This is a genomic window from Streptomyces sp. NPDC101225 (assembly GCF_044767585.1).
Lineage (GTDB): Bacteria > Actinomycetota > Actinomycetes > Streptomycetales > Streptomycetaceae > Streptomyces.
Genome location: NZ_JBIWOE010000023.1, coordinates 88,058 through 105,373 on the forward strand (window position 1 = coordinate 88,058; position 17,316 = coordinate 105,373).

15 protein-coding genes are annotated in these 17,316 nt (G+C 73.0%); 4 read left to right on the forward strand and 11 right to left on the reverse strand.

Annotated features, from left to right (window positions below; all coding sequences use genetic code 11):
• Positions 1-25: 25 nt before the first annotated feature.
• From ACIRPX_RS28320 to ACIRPX_RS28335, 4 genes are all read right to left on the reverse strand, one after another.
• Entirely contained in the window at positions 26-949 is a 924-nt protein-coding gene (locus ACIRPX_RS28320) for a sirohydrochlorin chelatase (RefSeq protein ID WP_404200292.1), read from the reverse strand.
• 119 nt (positions 950-1,068) lie between these two features.
• The gene (locus tag ACIRPX_RS28325; protein WP_404200295.1) at positions 1,069-2,049 is read right to left on the reverse strand and encodes an N-acetylglucosamine kinase; all 981 of its coding nucleotides are present in this window, start codon (positions 2,047-2,049) and stop codon (positions 1,069-1,071) included.
• Positions 2,046-2,723 carry a uracil-DNA glycosylase gene (locus tag ACIRPX_RS28330; RefSeq protein ID WP_404200298.1) on the reverse strand — a complete coding sequence of 226 codons (678 nt, stop codon included), beginning with the start codon at positions 2,721-2,723 and terminating at the stop codon, positions 2,046-2,048. Before ACIRPX_RS28330 ends, ACIRPX_RS28325 begins: the two co-directional genes overlap by 4 nt.
• A gap of 73 nt (positions 2,724-2,796) precedes the next feature.
• A complete protein-coding gene (locus ACIRPX_RS28335; protein ID WP_404200301.1) occupies positions 2,797-3,882 on the reverse strand; it encodes a WD40/YVTN/BNR-like repeat-containing protein in 1,086 nt (361 codons plus the stop codon).
• A gap of 271 nt (positions 3,883-4,153) precedes the next feature.
• Here ACIRPX_RS28335 and ACIRPX_RS28340 point away from each other — a divergent pair, with 271 nt between their 5' ends.
• Together ACIRPX_RS28340 and ACIRPX_RS28345 are read left to right on the forward strand one after the other, a co-directional pair.
• The gene (locus ACIRPX_RS28340) at positions 4,154-4,738 is read left to right on the forward strand and encodes a hypothetical protein (protein ID WP_404200304.1); all 585 of its coding nucleotides are present in this window, start codon (positions 4,154-4,156) and stop codon (positions 4,736-4,738) included.
• 502 nt (positions 4,739-5,240) lie between these two features.
• A complete protein-coding gene (locus ACIRPX_RS28345; protein WP_404200307.1) occupies positions 5,241-6,074 on the forward strand; it encodes an MIP/aquaporin family protein in 834 nt (277 codons plus the stop codon).
• A 70-nt stretch (positions 6,075-6,144) separates the two neighbouring features.
• Here the strand turns inward: ACIRPX_RS28345 and ACIRPX_RS28350 are convergent, their stop codons facing one another.
• The 4 genes from ACIRPX_RS28350 to ACIRPX_RS28365 all read right to left on the reverse strand — a co-directional run bounded on the left by ACIRPX_RS28350 (position 6,145) and on the right by ACIRPX_RS28365 (position 12,612).
• Entirely contained in the window at positions 6,145-8,031 is a 1,887-nt protein-coding gene (locus ACIRPX_RS28350) for a phospholipase C (RefSeq protein ID WP_404200311.1), read from the reverse strand.
• 185 nt (positions 8,032-8,216) lie between these two features.
• Positions 8,217-9,440, reverse strand: coding sequence for an iron uptake transporter deferrochelatase/peroxidase subunit (efeB, locus tag ACIRPX_RS28355; RefSeq protein WP_404200457.1), 1,224 nt, complete (start codon positions 9,438-9,440; stop codon positions 8,217-8,219).
• Positions 9,441-9,445: 5 nt separating this feature from the next.
• On the reverse strand, positions 9,446-10,702 hold the full coding sequence (locus ACIRPX_RS28360) for an EfeM/EfeO family lipoprotein (RefSeq protein ID WP_404200313.1): 1,257 nt from the start codon (positions 10,700-10,702) through the stop codon (positions 9,446-9,448).
• 242 nt (positions 10,703-10,944) lie between these two features.
• Positions 10,945-12,612: a DNA alkylation response protein gene (locus ACIRPX_RS28365; protein ID WP_404200316.1), complete on the reverse strand. Its 1,668-nt coding sequence runs from the start codon at positions 12,610-12,612 to the stop codon at positions 10,945-10,947.
• A 71-nt stretch (positions 12,613-12,683) separates the two neighbouring features.
• Here ACIRPX_RS28365 and ACIRPX_RS28370 point away from each other — a divergent pair, with 71 nt between their 5' ends.
• Entirely contained in the window at positions 12,684-13,421 is a 738-nt protein-coding gene (locus tag ACIRPX_RS28370; RefSeq protein WP_404200319.1) for a PaaX family transcriptional regulator C-terminal domain-containing protein, read from the forward strand.
• A 39-nt stretch (positions 13,422-13,460) separates the two neighbouring features.
• Here ACIRPX_RS28370 and ACIRPX_RS28375 read toward each other — a convergent pair whose 3' ends face one another.
• Both ACIRPX_RS28375 and ACIRPX_RS28380 read right to left on the reverse strand, forming a co-directional pair.
• Positions 13,461-14,075: a hypothetical protein gene (locus ACIRPX_RS28375; RefSeq protein ID WP_404200322.1), complete on the reverse strand. Its 615-nt coding sequence runs from the start codon at positions 14,073-14,075 to the stop codon at positions 13,461-13,463.
• A 322-nt stretch (positions 14,076-14,397) separates the two neighbouring features.
• Entirely contained in the window at positions 14,398-15,477 is a 1,080-nt protein-coding gene (locus tag ACIRPX_RS28380) for an NADH:flavin oxidoreductase/NADH oxidase (protein WP_404200324.1), read from the reverse strand.
• A 101-nt stretch (positions 15,478-15,578) separates the two neighbouring features.
• On the opposite strand from ACIRPX_RS28380, the gene ACIRPX_RS28385 reads away from it, so the two are divergent.
• The gene (locus tag ACIRPX_RS28385; protein WP_404200326.1) at positions 15,579-15,932 is read left to right on the forward strand and encodes an ArsR/SmtB family transcription factor; all 354 of its coding nucleotides are present in this window, start codon (positions 15,579-15,581) and stop codon (positions 15,930-15,932) included.
• On the opposite strand, the gene ACIRPX_RS28390 is transcribed toward ACIRPX_RS28385, so the two are convergent.
• Positions 15,855-17,240 carry a nucleobase:cation symporter-2 family protein gene (locus tag ACIRPX_RS28390; protein WP_404200329.1) on the reverse strand — a complete coding sequence of 462 codons (1,386 nt, stop codon included), beginning with the start codon at positions 17,238-17,240 and terminating at the stop codon, positions 15,855-15,857. The two genes, ACIRPX_RS28385 and ACIRPX_RS28390, sit on opposite strands and share 78 nt — an antisense overlap.
• Between the last annotated feature and the right edge of the window lie 76 nt (positions 17,241-17,316).

Sequence of the window (17,316 nt, forward strand, 5' to 3'; positions counted from 1 at the left end):
CGTGCCTACGGTGCCGCGGCCGGCGTCAGCGGACCGGCGTGCCCTGCTGCTGCGGCGGGGTGATGCCCAGGGCCGACGCGTACTTGGCCAGGGCGAGCTTGCCGATCGCCGGGTAGGGACCGAGCGCCTCGGCGGCGGAACAGCCCGCCTCCTTGGCGGCCTCGTCGATCAGGCCCGGCTCGATCTCCGGCCCTATCAGGTACGGAGCGAGCGCCAGCTGCTGCGAGCCCGAGTTGCGCAGCTGCTCGGCGACGGCCGCGATCGAGCCGTCCTGGTCGAGCGCCGCCGCCATCACCGGCACCGCGAGGCGCGCGGCGAGCAGCATGCCGGTGATACCGGCCGCCTGCACGGCCTCGTCGCCGCCCACCGACGCCAGGATGATGCCGTCCGCCGCGGTCGCCACGGTGAACAGGCGGGCGCGGTCGGCGCGGGCCAGACCGGCCTCCGACAGCCGCACGTGCAGTGCCTCGGCGAGCAGCGGGTGCGGGCCCAGCACGTCCGTGAGGTCGGCGGCGATGCGGCTGTCCATCACGGCCTGGCGGATGCGGCGCAGCAGCGCACCGTCCGGGCCGGCCAGCAGCGGCACGACGACGGCCACCGGACCGTCGGGCTCCTTGACGTCCACACCGGCGGCCTTGGCCTGCTCGTAGCGGGCCGTGCGCTCCTCGGCGGCGTGCGTGAGCGTGGCCTGGAGCGTCGGGAACTCCGTGTCGTCCCCGTCCAGGTACGCGATCCGGGCGTCCAGGCCGGGCAGTTCGGAGCGCGCGATGCTCACGACCTCCTCGGCGAGGCTGCGCGTGGCGGCAGCGGGAGTGCCCGGCACCGCGAGAACGAGCGCGGGCGCGCCCTCGGGAGCCGCCAGCGGCTCGGGTCGGCGGTGCCGCCCGGGCTGGCGAGGTCGCGGCATTCGTACTGGCAGGCCGGACGCGGGTCCAGTGGCAGAGCTCATGGCGAGGCATGTTACTGGCTTCTTGGGCTCCCCTGTTCGGGGAGGGTGCAGGTGAGCGGTATCCGTCCGGTTTTGTCTGATGAGTTACGTACGGTGGGGAACCGACCGCCCTGCCGGGGTTAGTCGCCCGTCCCGGTCACCACGCTCAGCAGCGTCGCGTCGCCCGGGAGGGTGAGCGCCCCCGCGGCGAGATCGAGGGCGATCCGCACCGAGCCCGCGAGCGGGTCGCCCGCGGCGGGCACCAGCGGCGCGTGCGGCAGCCGCTCGGCGAGCTCCTCCCTCAGCGGGACGAGCAGCGGGTCCCCGATCTTCAGCAGGCCGCCGGTGACGGACACCCGGGGCTCTCCCGCGTCCGGGCAGACCGCGGCGGCGGACTCGGCCATGTGCCGGGCGGCGGAGCGCAGGATGCCCGCGGCGACCGGATCGACGCCGGCGAGGTCCGCCACCCGCGGTGCGAAGGAGGCGAGCACGGCGGGACGGTCCTGGCGGGGGTACAGCAGTCCCGGCAGCCCGGGCATCGGGCCGAACATCTCCCCGGCGCGGGCCAGCAGCCCGGCCGAACCGCCGGGCCTGCCGTCGTACGCGCGCAGCGCCGCCTCCAGCCCGGCCCGCCCGATCCAGGCGCCGCCGCCGCAGTCGCCGAGCAGATGCCCCCAGCCGTCCGCGCGGCGCCAGCGCGTCAGGTCGGTGCCGACGGCGATCAGACCGGTGCCGGCGGCGACCACGGCGCCGGGGTGCGGCCCCAGTGCCCCCACATAGCCGGTGACGGCGTCGGCGACGAGGGCGACCGAGCGGATGCCGAACTCCCGCGCCAGCGCACCGGGCAGCTCGGCCCGCAGCGCCTCGCCCAGGCTGGCGAGCCCGGCGGCGCCCACGGCGGCCGTGCGCAGCGCGTCGACCCCGGTCTCGGCTCTCAGCTCCCGCACCATCGGCGCCAGTTGGGCCACGAAGTGCCCGGGATCGATGCCCCGGGCCCCGGTGTGCACCGGCTCCCGCGACTCCCGCCGGCCCAGCGGGCCGCGCCCCGGGCCGGCGATGACGACCCGCAGTCCGGAGCCCCCCGAGTCGACGGCGAGGACCCCGTCCTCCGCGCCGCTCACGGCAGGCGCCAGTCCACGGGCTGTCCGCCCTGTCCGATCAGCAGGTCGTTGGCCCGGCTGAACGGGCGCGAGCCGAAGAAGCCGCGGTCGGCCGACATGGGGGAGGGATGGGCGGACTCGATCGAGGGGAGCGAACCGAGCAGTGGACGCAGATTGCGGGCGTCGCGTCCCCACAGGATGGACACCAGGGGCTTCCCCCGCCCTGCGAGGGCCCTGATGGCCTGCTCGGTCACCTCCTCCCAGCCCTTGCCGCGGTGCGCGGCGGGCTTGCGCGGGGCGGTGGTCAGCGCCCTGTTCAGCAACAGCACGCCCTGCTGCGTCCACGGCGTCAGGTCGCCGTCGGAGGGCTGCGGCAGCCCCAGGTCGGTGTTCAGCTCCCGGTAGATGTTGAGGAGACTGCCCGGCAGCGGACGCACCTCGGGCGCCACCGAGAACGACAGCCCCACCGCATGTCCCGGCGTCGGATAGGGGTCCTGACCGACGATCAGGACTCTTACGTCGTCGAAGGGTTGCTGGAAGGCCCGGAGAACGTTCGGTCCGGCCGGCAGGTAGGTGCGCCCCGCGGCGATCTCCGCGCGGAGGAAGTCGCCCATCTCGGCGATCCGCCCGGCGACGGGTTCCAGGGCCTTCGCCCAGCCTGCTTCGACGATTTCATGCAACGGTCGTGGTGCCACGGGCGTCACCCTACTGCCGTACGGGCAGCGGAGATCAACCGGTGGCCAAGACCGCTCGCTCCCCCCGCAGGACTCATCCCACCACCGCGGCCCGCACGCACAGCACGTCCGGCAGGTGCGAGGCCAGCTGCCGCCAGCTGTCGCCGTCGTCGGCCGACGCGAACACCTCGCCGTTGCGGTTGCCGAAGTACACGCCCGCCGGGTCGGCGCCGTCGGTGCACATCGCGTCCCGCAGCACCGTGCCGTAGTGGTCCTCCCGCGGCAGGCCCGCCGACAGCGGCTCCCAGCTCTTGCCCGCGTCGGCCGTGCGGAAGACCCGGCACCGGTGGTCGGCGGGCACCCGGTCCGAGTCCGCGTTGATCGGGAAGACGTAGGCGGTGTCGCCGCGGTGCGGGTGCGCGGCCGCGGCGAAGCCGAAGGTGGACGGCAGGCCCTCGCCGATGTCGGTCCAGTGGGCGCCCGCGTCGTCGCTTCTGTACACACCCCAGTGGTTCTGCAGATAGAGCCGGTCCGGGGTGGCCGCGTCCTGGGCGACCTTGTGCACGCACTGCCCGAACTCCGGGTTGGGATCCGGCAGGAACACCGCGGCCACACCGGAGTTGGAAGGGGCCCAGCTCGCGCCGCCGTCCGACGTCCTGAACACGCCGGCCGTCGACACCGCCACCGTCACCGCCCGCGGGTCCCGCCTGTCGGTGACCACGGTGTGCAGCCCCTCGCCGCCGCCTCCCGGCACCCACTTCGACCGCGTGGGGTGCTCCCACAGCGGACGCACCAGCTCGAAGGTCTCCCCGCGGTCCTGCGAGCGGTACAGCGCGGCGGGCTCCGTGCCCGCGTACACCACGTCGTCCTCCGCGGCCGCCGGGTGCAGCTGCCAGACCCGCTCCAGCGAAGCCCCTGTCTCCTTGGGGAACTTGACCGCGGGCCGGGCCGGCTCGGTCCAGGTGCGGCCCAGGTCGTCGGAGTGGAACACCGACGGTCCCCAGTGGGCGCTGTCGCCGCCGGCCAGCAGCCGCGGACGGTCGCCACGGGTGTCGATCGCCACCGAGTACATCGCCTGTGCGTTGAAATACGGACTCTCGTCGAACTCCCAGGTGCCTCCGCGCCGGCGCCCGATGAACAGGCCCTTGCGGGTGCCCACGGCGAGCAGTACCTCGGTCATGCCGATCACCTCCGTGACGTCTGCGTCCCAGACACCGGCCAGTCTGCACCCCGCCACTGACAGTGACCTCCGGAGTGACGATCCGTGCAGGTCAGGACCGCCGAGCCGGCCCGGGGCGGCGAGAACCGGCCCCGTTGACGGCAACGGCTGCGCGAGTGGGGGTACTCGTGCGACCGTCGAGTCGGGGGAGTCGGCCTGAGCATCCCATGGCCCTGATTCGTATGGGATGGCGGTTCGGGAAGGTCGTGCGCTCATGAGGAGGATGCCTTCGATGGCGTTCCGTGGTCCCAAGGCCTGGCTGTGGCGCTGGCGGCGCAACCCGCTCAGACGCCGGGTCGACGTGGTCGAGGCGTGGGTCGTGGTCGGCGCCTGGCTGGTCACCCTGGCGGCCGGGGTGATCGCCGGCCTGGCGGCCACCGCAGCCGTCGAGCACGGGCTGGCCCGCGAGCGCGTCGAGTGGCGGCAGGCCGTGGCCCTGCTGACGGAGAAGGCGCCCGGAAAGGCCGCCGGCCACCCGGTCACGTCGTCCGGAGAGCAGGTGTGGGGCAAGGTGCGCTGGACCGCGCCGGACGGCTCCCGGCACACCGGCCAGGTCCGGGTCGGACCGGGCAGCGCCGCCGGCACCGCGGTCACCGTCTGGACCGACCCGCACGGCGAGCTGGTCACGAAGCCGCCCACCCCCGCCCAGGCCCGTATGCGCTCCTCGCTGATCGGTGTCCTGGTGGGGCTGAGCGCCGCGGCCGTGCCCTTCGTCGGCGGCCGGGTGCTGTGCGGGCGCCTGGAACGCCGCCGCATGGCCCGGTGGGACGCGGAATGGGCCCGCTTCGGGCCGCGCTGGGGCCGCAACACGCTCTGACCCCCGCCGGGCCGCAGACCCTCGGACCCCTGCCGGGGCCGCACCACGCTCCGACGCCTGCCGGGGCCGCACCACGCTCCGACGCCTGCCGGGGCCGCAGCACCCTCTGCCCCCCCGCCGGGGCCACACCACCCTCTGACACCCGCCTGGGCCGCGACCGCTGACACCCGCCGGAGCCGCGGCACGCTGACACCCGCCAGGCCCGCACCGCGTTCCTGCATCCACCGGGAGGCGTCGCGGTCCGGCATCCGCCGGGAGGCGTCGCGCGCTCCCGCACCCGCCGGGAGGCGTCGCGCTGCGCCTGCCCGCCCCCTGTGCCATCGTCTTTGGTGAGACCTTGACCCGTCGCAGGCGAGGCCTTGAGCGGGCGTGTGCGGAATCGTGCGCGTCCGCCCGGGTGTAAGTGGTGGCGGTGACTCCAGTTGATGCTGGGCCTCTGGACGCCTCGCGCCGGACAACTACCCTCGCGAATACAAACATTTCTGGCGGAAGGCGGTGCCTCATGGCGGAGCAGGCTTCCAGAAGAAGACTGGTCGGCGAACTGTCGGCCGAATTCCTGGGCACCATGATCCTCATCCTGTTCGGGTGCGGTGTGGTGGCCCAGGTCGTGGCGGCAGGCATCGGCGACCACGACAGCATCGCCTGGGCCTGGGGCCTCGGCGTCACCCTCGGCGTCTACGTCGCCGCCCGCCTCAGCGGCGCCCACATCAATCCCGCGGTCACCGTGGCCCTGGCCTGCTTCGCGGGCTTCTCCTGGAGGAAGGTGGCGCCGTACTGCCTCGCCCAGACCGCGGGCGCGTTCGTCGCCGCGCTGCTGGTGCGCTGGAACTACACCGAGGTGCTGGCCAAGGCCGACCCGGGGCACACCATCAAGACCCAGGGCGTGTTCTCCACTCTGCCCGGCAACGGCACCCTGCCGGTGAGCGAACTCGGCGCCCTGCGCGACCAGATCATCGGCACCGCCATCCTGGTCCTGGTCATCTTCGCCATCACCGACCTGCTCAACACCCCGCCCGGCGCCAACCTCGCCCCGCTGATCATCGGCCTCCTGGTCGTGGCGATCGGCATGGCCTGGGGCACCGACGCGGGCTACGCCATCAACCCGGCCCGTGACTTCGGGCCACGGCTCGCCAGCTATCTCACCGGGTACGGCACCGCCTGGCGCGATCAGTACGGCAATCTCTACTTCTGGGTGCCGATCGTCGGGCCGCTGGTCGGCGGCGTGATCGGTGCCGCCGCGTACCGGCTGTTCATCTCCAAGTTCCTGCCGGTCGCGGAGGACGAACTCGAACCGGGCCGGGTCCCCGAGCCCGCGGCCGGGCCCGAGCAGCCCTGACCGGTCCGCACAGCGCGAAGGGGCCGCGGGCGGAGTGCCCGCGGCCCCTTCGCGTGCGCGAGTGCCGCTGCTACGCGCTCAGCTGCCCGGCCCGCTTGCGGCGGCGCAGGGCGAACGCGGTGCCGGTCGCACCGGCGGTGAGCAGACCGGCGGCGACGGCGATCGGCACGGCCGGGGAGGCGGGGCCGCTGTCCGCCACGTTCTGCGCCTTGAGGTCCTGCACGTAGGGCGCGTAGGCGCCCTTGGCGGTGGTCGAGGCGGCTGTCGAGCCGTGGCGCGGGATGCCCTTGACGGACTTGACCGAACCGTCCGCGTTCAGCAGCACCTGCTTGTTGTTGGGGTGCCGGAAGTCGAACATGCCGTTCAGACTGCCCGCCCGGCGGTCGAACGAGGCGTCACCGATGCGTCCGGTGCACCAGTTGTTCTCGATGAACTGGGTGATCGACGTCTGCTCGGTGGCGGTGTGGTCGATCGAGTTCACCTTGCTGTAGGGGGAGATGACCAGCAGCGGCTGACGGGTGCCGGGGCCGCAGCGGTCCGCGTAGCCGCCCGCGGCGGCCGGGCCGGACTGGCAGGCGGGGCTGTCCAGGGCCTTGCCGTTGGAGCCGACGGTCGTGTCCTTGGAGCCGTTGAGCACCTTCGAGGTGACGTGGTCGTACCAGCCGTCGGAGTCGTCGTAGGCGACCACGACCGCGGTGGACTTCCACTGCGGCGACTTCTGCAGCGCGTTGATCTCCTTCACCAGGAAGTGCTGCTCGTCGAGCGGGTCCGAGTAGCCGGCGTGGCCGTCCTGGTACTCGGCGGCCTTCAGGAAGCTGACCGCGGGCAGGTGGCCGGCCTTGAGGGCGGCGTCGAAGTCCGTCAGGTCGTAGTTGTGGTTGGCCCGGCCCGCGTGGCCGATCTCCGCCACGCTCTTCGGGGCCAGGTGGTGCGGGTTGGCCGTCGACTTGTAGTACTGGAACGGCGCGTGGTGCGGGCTGTAGTCCTCCGACGCGGCGCCGCCGACGTTGGCGTGGGTGCTGCCGGCGCACTTCGCGTAGCTGCCCTGCTTGCCGTCCCACGGCGTGCTGGGCCGGAAGCCGCCCTGGAACCAGCCCCAGCTCACGCCCTTGGCGTTGAGCAGGTCACCGATGTTCCTGCCCTGCATCGCCGCCAGTGCGTTGGCCGACGTGTGGTCCTTGTCCGAGCAGTCGTCGTAGGCCGGGTCCGGGTCGTTGATCACCGTGCCGACACCCTTGGCGTCGGGGGACACGACGGTGTACGAGTCCGGCTTCGAGGTCTGCTTCGGGTTCTCCGTACCGGTGGCCGGGTCGACCGAGATCACCCCGTGCGTGTTGCCGGAGATCAGGTTGAGCGCGCCGGGCGTGGAGGGCCCGTAGACCGAGCTGAACGACCGGTCGTTGAGCGCGTAGTGCTGGGCGTAGTTCCACAGGCCCGTGACGGTGTTGCCGTCGTAGTAGTCCATCACCAGGCCGGGCTCGCCGAAGAGCCCGCTGCACTTGTTGACCTCGGTGTTCTCGACGTACTTGTCGGCCTTGCCGCCGTCGGCCGCGTACTGCTCGGGGCCGTAGGAGTGGTTCTGGTCGCAGGTCATCGCCTGCGAACTGGCCAGCCGCTTGGGCTTGTAGAGGTTCGGGTTCTTCTTCAGCAGTCCGGCGTTGAGGAGGTTGTCCGCCTTCGGTGTGTGCCGGGACGCCTTGAACCTGGTGCCGTCGGTGTTGGCGGCCTGCGGGTAGGTGGCGAAGTAGTGGTCGAACGAGATGTTCTCGTCGTAGATCACCACGATGTGCTTGATCGGCGTCGCGGTGTGTGTGCCGTGGTGGCCGTGGCCGCCGTGCGCGGAGGACGCCGAGGCGGGGAGGGCACCACCCACGCTCGCCAGGGCGGCCGCGCCGAGCAGGGCGCCCGCCCGGGCCAGCCGGCGGCTCGCCCTTGATGTTCTACCTGTGCCGATCATGCTGTCTCGCCTTCCGGGAGAACCGAGTTCCACTGCCACGGCATTCGTGGCCATGACATCGATTGCCGATCCTGGGCAATGCTGGCGGCGGGGTGGGGGAGCGGCAATGACGCCGCAGCGAATCTTCGGTCAGGAAATCCTCATCGTATTTTGGTCATTTCTTGACCGGAATCTGTCAGAGGGGTTCAGGACAACAAGCCGCGTCCGAGCCAGTCGGAGGCGTCGCGGACACCGGGCAGGGCGAAGAAGTAGCCGCCGCCGAAGGGGGTGATGTAGTCGACCAGCGGCTCGCCGGCCAGCCGTTTCTGCACCGTCGCGAACTGCCGTGCCAGGTCCTGCTGGTAGCAGCAGAACAGCAGGCCCATGTCGAGATTGCCGTTGGTGTCCGTGCCGCGGTCGTAGTTGTAGGCGCGGCGCAGGATGCGCTGGTCGGCGGTGTCGGCGGTGCGCGGGTTGGCCTTCCTGATGTGGCTGTCCAGCGGGATCACGTCACCCTGCGGATCCTGCGGGTAGTTGGGCGCGTCCTTCTCATGCCGGCCGTCCAGGGGCGCGCCGGAGTCCCGGGCGCGGCCGAACATCCGCTCCTGCTCGCCGAGCGAGACCCGGTCCCAGAACTCCACCAGCATGCGGATGAGCCGTATGACCTGGTAGCTGCCGCCCGTGGCCCAGGCCGGCTCGCCCGCCCCGGCGCCCACCCACACCAGACGGTCCATCGAACGGGCGTCGCGCACGTCGGGGTTGGCGATGCCGTCCTTGAAGCCCATGTGGTTGCGGGGCGTGCCGGAGGGGCGTGAGGGGCTGACGAAGCCGTCCATGCGCCAGCGCACCTGCATGCCGCCACGGGTGTGCCGGGCGATGTCGCGCAGGGCGTGCAGCACCGTGTCCTGGTGGCCGGCGCAGAGCTGCACGCTCAGGTCGCCGTGGCACCAGTCCGGGTCCAGGTCGTCGTCGGGGAACGAGGGCATCGCGGTCAGCCGGTGCGGTCTGCGCGAGGCCAGGCCGTAACGGCCGTCGAAGAGGGAGGCGCCGACGCCGACCGTGACGGTCAGGCCGTCCGCGGGAACGTCGGGACCCAGCGTGCCGGAGTCGGCGGGCGGGGCGGTGATGCCCAGCTCCTCGGGGCTGCCGCCCGCGGTGAGGTACCGGGCCCGGTCGGTCACCGTGCGCAGCAGATCGGCCAGTTCGCCGCGGTTCCCGGCGGTGCTGTCGAACGACACGAACGCGGTGGCGCGCTGCGACGGGGTGAGGATGCCGGCCTGGTGCGGCCCGTGGAAGGCCACACGCGCACGGTCACCGGACTGCCCCGCGGCCGAGGCGGCACCGTGGTCGGCGGCCACCAGGCCCGTTCCGGCCACGGCCGCCGCGCCGGCCAGGAAGCCCCGGCGTCCGACGGGGTTCACCGGGTTCACCGGGTTCACGCGGTCCTCCGTACATCCGTCAGGGCGGCCACGTCGGCGAGCCGTTCGACCAGCTCGCCCAGGTCCGCGTCGATCTTCTCCCGCTGGGCGCGGGTCAGCCGGTCCAGCGGGGTCCAGCGGCCGTCGTGGTCGAAGCCGTCGAGGGTGCGCCGGGTGCGGGCCGTCCAGGTGTCGATCCCGGCCAGGTCGGCGGCGCGGGACTTCAGCAACGGCCGCAGACGGCCGAGCAGCTCGCCGGTGCCGTCGAGGTTGGCGCGGGCGGTGGCGAGGTTGCTGCCGCTGCCGTAGTCGGTACGGCCGGTCAGCTCGAACTGCAGGGTGTTCTCCAGGATCTCGTGCGCCCGCAGGCCTATGTCGGCCGGATCCATCCGCTCGTCGGGCCAGCGGTCGCGCAGGCCGTCCACGGCCTGGACGAGCTTGGCGGCCGGAGCGCGCAGGCCGCGCGCGGACTCGCCGTGCCACAGCCCGTACTCCACCCGGTGGAAGCCGGTGAAGCCTGCGTCGTGCACCCCGCCGGACAGGCCCGCCGTGGTCCCGTCGATCGCCTGGTCCGCGTCGCCGAAGGTGCCGTAGGCGGCCCCCATCCGCTCGTAGACCAGATGCGCGCCGAGCCAGTCCCTGCGGGCGGCCGCGAGGTCCCCGCGGTCGATCGCGGCGCGCAGCACGCCGGTCTTCCGCGCCAGTTCGACCGTACGGGCCTGGATCCACCGCTGGTACGCGAGCGTGGGCGGGATCAGGTCCTGCTGGGTGACCGGCACGGCGGCCGGGCCGCTTCCCACCGTGCCGCCGGTGACACGCACGGTGGGGCCGGTGACGGCGTCCGCGTCGTCGGCCACGCACTTGAAGGCGTAGCTGCCGTTGCCGAGGGTCACCCGCAGCGGGCGTTCGGTGCCCGGCGCGAGCCCCTCGACCTCGCCGTAGACCGCGCCCGTCCCCGGGTCGGTGAGGTAGACCTCCTCCGCGCTGCCGGAGGTGTTGTGCAGGTCGAAGACCTGGTGGCCGGCCACGGGGTGGGTCCAGCCGCGTCCGCAGCCCGCGGAGGTGATCTCGACGGCCGTGTGCCGCAGGCCGTCGGCCGACGAGGCCCGGTGCCGGCCACCGCCGGAGCCGCCGGCCGCCAGGGCCGTGGCCGCCACGGCGGCCGCCACGGCCAGCGCGCCGCCCGCGATCAGGACGGTACGCCGCCGGGCGGGACGGGGCGGGGGCGCCGCCGAGCCGGTCCCGGCTGCGGCGCCGACTGCGGCTTCGGGCATGCCCGGTCTCCTGGAGGTGTGCGAACGAGGCGGCGTCGGACGATCCTAAGCAGGCCCCGCGGCCGGGACCGCGCACCTGACCGGCTTCTGACCGGACGATGAGCCAGAATTCGCCCGCGGTTCATCCGCCGGTTCGGCCGGCGCCCACGTCGCTCACGTGCAGTGATCCCCCATGATCTGTCCGCAGCGGCCGGGCCGCGCCGTCCGGCCGCCTCGCGTCCGGCGACCTGAAACGCGCGGACTCAGCGCGCGTCCGGCAGCGCCCGCTCCAGGATCGCGTCCAGAGCGGCGCTGTCGGGCAGGGTGCCGAAGGCGTGCCCCCAGTCGCCTCCCAGCCGCGTCGCGCAGAAGGCGTCGGCGACGGCGGCCGGGGCGTGCCGGACCAGCAGGGAGGCCTGCAGGGTCAGGGCCATCTGCTCCACCAGCCGGCGCGCCCCGGTCTCTGACCCGGCCGCCAGCTGGTCCTTGAGCCGGCTCACGGCACCGTCGAGCCGCGCGTCCGCCCCCTGCGCCAGGGCGAGTTCACCGAACAGCGCCTGCGCGGTGGCGGGCTCGCGGCGCAGCGCCCGCAGCACGTCGAGGGCGTTGACGTTCCCGGAGCCCTCCCAGATGGACAGCAGCGGCGCCTCGCGGTAGTGGCGGGGCATGCCCGACTCCTCGACATAGCCGTTGCCGCCGAGACACTCCAGGGCCTCCGCGGTGAACGCCGGGCCCCGCTTGGTCACCCAGTACTTGCCGGCGGCGGTCGCGATCCGCCGGAAGGCCGCCTCGCCGGCGTCCCCGCGCACCGCACGGTCCGCGGCACCCGCCAGCCGCAGGGTGAGGGTGGTCGCGGCCTCCGACTCCAGCGCGAGGTCGGCCAGGACGTTGCGCATCAGCGGCTGGTCGATCAGCCGCGCGCCGAAGGCACTGCGGTGGCGCACATGGTGGCCGGCCTCCACGAGCGTCTTGCGCATCAGCGTGGCCGACATCATCACGCAGTCCAGCCGCGTGCAGTTGACCATCTCGATGATCGTCTTGACGCCCCGGCCCTCGGGCCCGACCAGCCACGCCACGGTGCCGTCGAACTCCGGCTCGGAGGAGGCGTTGGACCGGTTGCCGAGCTTGTCCTTGAGCCGCTGGATGCGGAAGGTGTTGCGCGTCCCGTCGGGCAGGATCCGCGGCACCAGGAAGCAGGACAGCCCCTCCGGGGCCTGCGCCAGCACCAGGAACACGTCGCACATCGGCGCCGACGTGAACCACTTGTGCCCGCGCAGCTGGTAGACGCCCGGCTCGGCGGTCGGCCACGCCGTGGTCGTGTTCGTGCGGACGTCGGAGCCGCCCTGCTTCTCGGTCATCCCCATGCCGGCGAGCAGCCCGGCCTTCTCGGTCGGTACGCGCAGCTCCGGCTCGTACTCCCGGCCGGTCAGCAGCGGCTCGTAGACCTTCGCGAGGTCGGGCTGGGCGCGCAGGGCGGGTACGGCCGCGTACGTCATCGAGGTCGGGCAGCCGTGGCCCGCGTCCGTGTGTCCCCACACCAGTCCGCCCGCGGTACGGGCGACATGGGCGCCGGGCCGCTCGTCCGCCCAGGGCGCTCCCGCCAGGCCCTCGGCGACCGCGGCCCGCATCAGGTGGTGCCAGCTCGGATGGAAGTCGACCTCGTCGACGCGGTTGCCGTACCGGTCGTGGGTGCGCAGCACGGGCTCGTGGACGTTGGCCAGCTCGGCCCACTCCTGCGCCTCCGCGCTGCCGGCCCGCAGCCCCAGCCGCCGGACGTCCTCCTCCGCCCAGCCGGCGCCCTCGCGGCGCAGCCCCTCCAGCAGGGCGGTGTCCGCGGAGGCGTCGTACGGGGCCAGGTCCGGCGGCTGGTTGGTGACGGTGTGGGTGGCGTACTGGTCCCGCGGCTGCGCGGGCGAGGGTGTCGAGGCCATACCGTCATGTTGCACCCTTTCTACAGCTGTAGCAATGACGCAACAGGACGGCGCACGTAAAGTACCGGCCCATGAACGTGTCACCGCAGGTGGGCAGGGCCGATCTGCCGCCGCTGTCCGCGCGGTCGGTCGTGCTGAGCCTGCTGCTGGGCACGCACCCGCCCGAGCTTCCGGTGAAGGAGCTCGTCCGCGCGGTGGAGCCCTTCGGCGTCGGCGGCTCCACGCTGCGCGCCGCCCTCAGCCGGATGGTCGCCGCCGGAGATCTCCGCCGCACCGACGCCGTCTACGGCCTCAGCGACCGGCTGCTGACCCGCCAGCGCCGGCAGGACGAGGCGGTGGAGGCGCGCACGCGCGCGTGGGACGGCGACTGGGAGATGGTGGTGATCACGACGACCGGCCGCGGTCCCGCCGAGCGCGCCGAGCTGCGCACCCGGCTGGCCACGCTACGGCTGGCCGAACTCCGCGAGGGGGTGTGGCTGCGCCCCGCCAACCTCCGGCGCACCCTGCCGAAGGACCTGGCGCAGGTGGCCCAGACGTACGCCGCCCGCCCTGCCCGGCCGGCCCGTGAACTGGCCGGTGAGCTCTGGCCGTTGGACAGCTGGGCCGGCACGGCCCGCGCCCTGCGCGCCCATGTCGCCGACGCGCGCCTGCCGGCCGACCGCTTCACCGCCTTCGCCGCGGTCGTCCGCCACCTGCTGGCCGATCCCGTGCTGCCGCCCGGTCTCCTGCCCGCCGGCTGGCCGGGCCCCGAACTGCGGGCCGCGTACGCGGACTTCCAGCGGGAGATCACCGGGGCGATCGGGCGCTGAACCGTCCGGGTCCACCGTGGGCGCGACCGCCCGGCTCGCTCAGCCGACCTGGGTCAGGCTGCCGTGGCTGATCCGGTACCGGTCCGGGTCGACGGTGTAGCTGCCGGTGTAGGTGGCGGTGCCGCCGTCGTAGCGCTCGGCGTCGACGCGCACGTACACGGTGTCGCCGGCCGTCGAGACGACCTGGGCCTGCGTGTACATCGTGTCGGCGTAACCGGAGACGAAGGCGTCGTAGGACGGGCTCATGTTCTGGCCGCCGAGGTCCCAGGCGGTCCGGTACTCCCGCGCGTTGACGGCGGCGTAGTACTGCTCGACCACGGTCTCGGCGGTCGTGCTGTCGGTGCCTTCGGCGGGCGCCGCGTACACCGTCTGCGTCCGGGTGGGCGCCCGCACCGTGGCGGTGGCGGTCACGGTCGGGACCGCGGAGGCCGCCGGCGGGGCGGGGGTGCCGGTGGCCGCGGCCGCGGTCTGCGCGGGGTGGTGACGGGTACCGAGGCCGAAGGACAGGCCGATCACACCGCCGACGAGGGCGGCCATGCCTGCCACCGTCCCCACGGTCCGCCACGGGAAGGGGCGTGGCGTCCGGTCCCGGACGACGGGGATGTTGTGGAGGGTGTCGCCGTTGTGGAACCTGAGCAGGTCGTCTTCGTTCATGGGGCCCCCTGGGTGTCGGTGCAGGCGTGCATGATGCGCAGATGTGGGCAGTTCGCGAAGGGCGTGTGCCCAAGTCGTGACATCGGCATGCCGGATCGGCCCGGCCGGCGTGCGGCCGGCCGTCCGGCCCGGGGCCGCCTGGCCGGCGCGGAGGACGCGGAGGGCCGCCGTCCGACGCGGACGGCGGCCCTCTCCGCCGTCCCCGACGACCGTGCTCCTCCCCGGAGTTGCGCCCCAGGGAGGCGGTGACGAGGCGGCCCGTTCGGCGCGCGGGGTGCCGCGGCCGGGCGCGCGGACGCCGGCGGGGCCGGCGCCGGCCTGCCTACACCGACCGGTGGTACTGGTGCGGCACGTGTACGTCCGCGCCGAGTTCGCGGGCCGCGTGCCGGGCCCACGACGGGTTGCGCAGCAGCTCGCGGCCGAGCAGCACCGCGTCCGCGTCGCCGTTGGCGAGGATCTTCTCCGCCTGCTCGGTCTCGGTGATCAGGCCGACGGCCGCGACCGGCAGCGACGTGCCGGCCTTGACCCGCGCCGCGAACGGCACCTGATAGCCCGGACCGGCCGGGATGCGGACGCCGGAGGCGTTGCCGCCGGTGGAGACGTCGAGCAGGTCGACGCCGTGCGTCTGGAGGTCGGCGGCGAAGCGGACCGTGTCCTCGGCCGTCCAGCCGTCCTCCTCCAGCCAGTCGGTCGCCGAGATGCGGAAGAACAGCGGCTTGTCCTGCGGCCACACCGCCCGGACGGCGTCCACGACGTCGCGCGCGAAGCGGGTGCGGTTCTCGTACGAGCCGCCGTAGACGTCGGTGCGGTGGTTGGAGTGCGGGGAGAGGAACTCGTTGATCAGGTAGCCGTGGGCGCCGTGGATCTCGGCGACCTCGAAACCGGCCGCGAGCGCCCGGCGGGCGGCGTCCGCGAACTGCCCCACGATCTCCTCGATCTGATCATGCGTCAGCTCGGTGGGCCGCACATGCCGCTCGTCGAACGCGAGCGCGCTCGGCGCGAGCGGCTGCCATCCGCGGGCGTCCGGCCCCAGCGGCCCTCCGCCCGCCCAGGTCCGGTCGGTCGAGGCCTTCCGGCCGGCGTGTGCCAGCTGGATGCCGGGCACCGTGCCCTGGGAGGCGAGGAAGCGGGTGATCCGGCGGAACGCCTCGACCTGCGCGTCGTTCCAGATGCCCAGGTCGTACGGGGAGATCCGGCCCTCCGGCGAGACGGCCGTGGCCTCGGTGAGGATCAGCCCGGTGCCGCCGGCCGCGCGCGCCGCGAGGTGAGTGAAGTGCCAGTCGTTCGGAGTGCCGGTCCCGGGACCCTCGGGCTCGGCCGAGTACTGGCACATCGGGGCCATCCAGACCCGGTTCGGGATGGTCACGCCACGCAGGGTCAAGGGCTGGAAGAGGGCGCTCATGAGGAGCTGCTCCGTTCTCGCGGGGACCGCAGGACCATTCGTACGATAGTCATCGTAGTACGTGAGATGTCAAACTACGACGCCTCTCGTACAATGACTCCGTGAGTACCGCTCCCGTCGCCAGCAGCCGTGCCCTGCCGCACCCCGCGAGTGGGGACATCCGGCTGGAAGCCGTGCTGCACGCGCTCTCCGACCCGATGCGGCTGCAGATCGTGCGAGAGCTCGCCGCCGACGGCGACGAGCTCACGTGTTCGCAGTTCGCCCTGCCGGTGACCAAGTCCACCTCCACGCACCACTTCCGGGTGCTGCGCGAGGCCGGGGTGATCCGGCAGTGCTACCGGGGCACGGCGAAGATGAACGGCCTGCGCCGGGACGAGCTAGACGACCTCTTCCCGGGACTCCTCGACGCCCTGCTCGCCGCCGCCGCCCGGCAGGCCGTCCGCCTCGGCGGCTGACGTCGCCTTCGTGGGAAGGTGGTTGAAGAGCAGGTTCAGCATGATCGCCGTCAGGCAGCCCGCGCTGATGCCGCTGTTCATCACCGTCTGGAACCAGTCGGGGAACTTCGCGTAGACCGTCGGCACCCCGACCGGCAGCATGCCCACGGCCACCGACACCGCCACGACCGTGAGGTTGTGGTTGTCCTTGAAGTCCACCCGCGCCAGGGTCCGCAGGCCGCTCGCGGCCACCGTCCCGAACATCACCAGACCCGCACCGCCCAGCACGGGCGCCGGTATCGCCGCGACCACCGCCCCCAGCTTGGGCAGCAGGCCGAGCAGCACGAGGATGCCGCCCGCGGTGGCCACGACCCAGCGGCTGCGCACCCGGGTCATGCCGACGAGGCCGACGTTCTGCGCGTACGCCGTGTACGGGAAGGTGTTGAAGACGCCGCCCAGAACGGTCGACAGGCCGTCGGCGCGCAGGCCGTCCGCGAGCGGGCGCGGCTCGACCGCGCGCCCGGTCATCTCGCCCACGGCGATCAGGTCACCGGTCGTCTCCGTCATCGTCACCAGTGCCACGACCAGCATCGACACGATCGCCGAGACATGGAAGGTGGGCGTGCCGAAGTGGAAGGGCGTGCTGATGCCCAGCCAGTCGGCGTCACCGACGCCGCCGAAGTCGGTGAACCCGAAGGGCACCGCCACGGCGAGACCCACCGCGATGCCGATCAGTACCGCGACACGGCTCAGGAACGCCGGCGCGAACCGCTGTACGCCCAGCACCACCGCCAGCACGAAGGCGGCCAGCGCCAGGTTCTTCGGCTCGCCGAAGTCCTTCGAACCGGCTCCGCCCGCCGCCCAGTTGCCCGCGACCGGCAGCAGCGAGACGCCGATGATCAGGATGACGGTGCCGGTGACCAGTGGCGGGAAGAAGCGCAGCAGCTTGCCGAAGACCGGTGCCAGCAGCATGATCGCGAGTCCCGCGACGATCACCGAGCCGTAGATCGCGGGCAGTCCGCCGCCCGTCGTGCCGATGAGCACCATGGGCGACACCGCCGCGAAGGTGCAGCCCTGCATGATCGGCAGCCGGACGCCGAACCGCCAGAGGCCCACGCACTGGATGAGCGTGGCGATCCCGCACACCAGCAGGTCGGCGGTGATCAGATACGCCAGGTCCGCGGGCGACAGCTTCATCGCACCGCCCACGATCAGCGGCACCGCCACCGCGCCCGCGTACATGGCGAGCACGTGCTGCAGACCGAAGGCGGCCAACTGCCGTACGGGTGGGACCTCGTCCACCGGATGGACGGGGGCGGTGGTGGTCATGGGCACTCCAGAGCGACGGGGGAGGGGACATCCGAACAGCACGAGACCGTAAGGGCCTTGAACAGTTTGTTGATTT

What these genes read in the sequence shown, in the direction of transcription:
- ACIRPX_RS28320 (WP_404200292.1), bottom strand. Translation starts at nt 949, where the DNA reads ATGAGCTCTGCCACTGGACCCGCGTCCGGCCTGCCAGTACGAATGCCG.
- ACIRPX_RS28335 (WP_404200301.1), bottom strand. Translation starts at nt 3,882, where the DNA reads ATGACCGAGGTACTGCTCGCCGTGGGCACCCGCAAGGGCCTGTTCATC.
- ACIRPX_RS28340 (WP_404200304.1), top strand. Translation starts at nt 4,154, where the DNA reads ATGGCGTTCCGTGGTCCCAAGGCCTGGCTGTGGCGCTGGCGGCGCAAC.
- ACIRPX_RS28345 (WP_404200307.1), top strand. Translation starts at nt 5,241, where the DNA reads ATGGCGGAGCAGGCTTCCAGAAGAAGACTGGTCGGCGAACTGTCGGCC.
- ACIRPX_RS28350 (WP_404200311.1), bottom strand. Translation starts at nt 8,031, where the DNA reads ATGATCGGCACAGGTAGAACATCAAGGGCGAGCCGCCGGCTGGCCCGG.
- ACIRPX_RS28360 (WP_404200313.1), bottom strand. Translation starts at nt 10,702, where the DNA reads ATGCCCGAAGCCGCAGTCGGCGCCGCAGCCGGGACCGGCTCGGCGGCG.
- ACIRPX_RS28365 (WP_404200316.1), bottom strand. Translation starts at nt 12,612, where the DNA reads ATGGCCTCGACACCCTCGCCCGCGCAGCCGCGGGACCAGTACGCCACC.
- ACIRPX_RS28370 (WP_404200319.1), top strand. Translation starts at nt 12,684, where the DNA reads ATGAACGTGTCACCGCAGGTGGGCAGGGCCGATCTGCCGCCGCTGTCC.
- ACIRPX_RS28375 (WP_404200322.1), bottom strand. Translation starts at nt 14,075, where the DNA reads ATGAACGAAGACGACCTGCTCAGGTTCCACAACGGCGACACCCTCCAC.
- ACIRPX_RS28380 (WP_404200324.1), bottom strand. Translation starts at nt 15,477, where the DNA reads ATGAGCGCCCTCTTCCAGCCCTTGACCCTGCGTGGCGTGACCATCCCG.
- ACIRPX_RS28390 (WP_404200329.1), bottom strand. Translation starts at nt 17,240, where the DNA reads ATGACCACCACCGCCCCCGTCCATCCGGTGGACGAGGTCCCACCCGTA.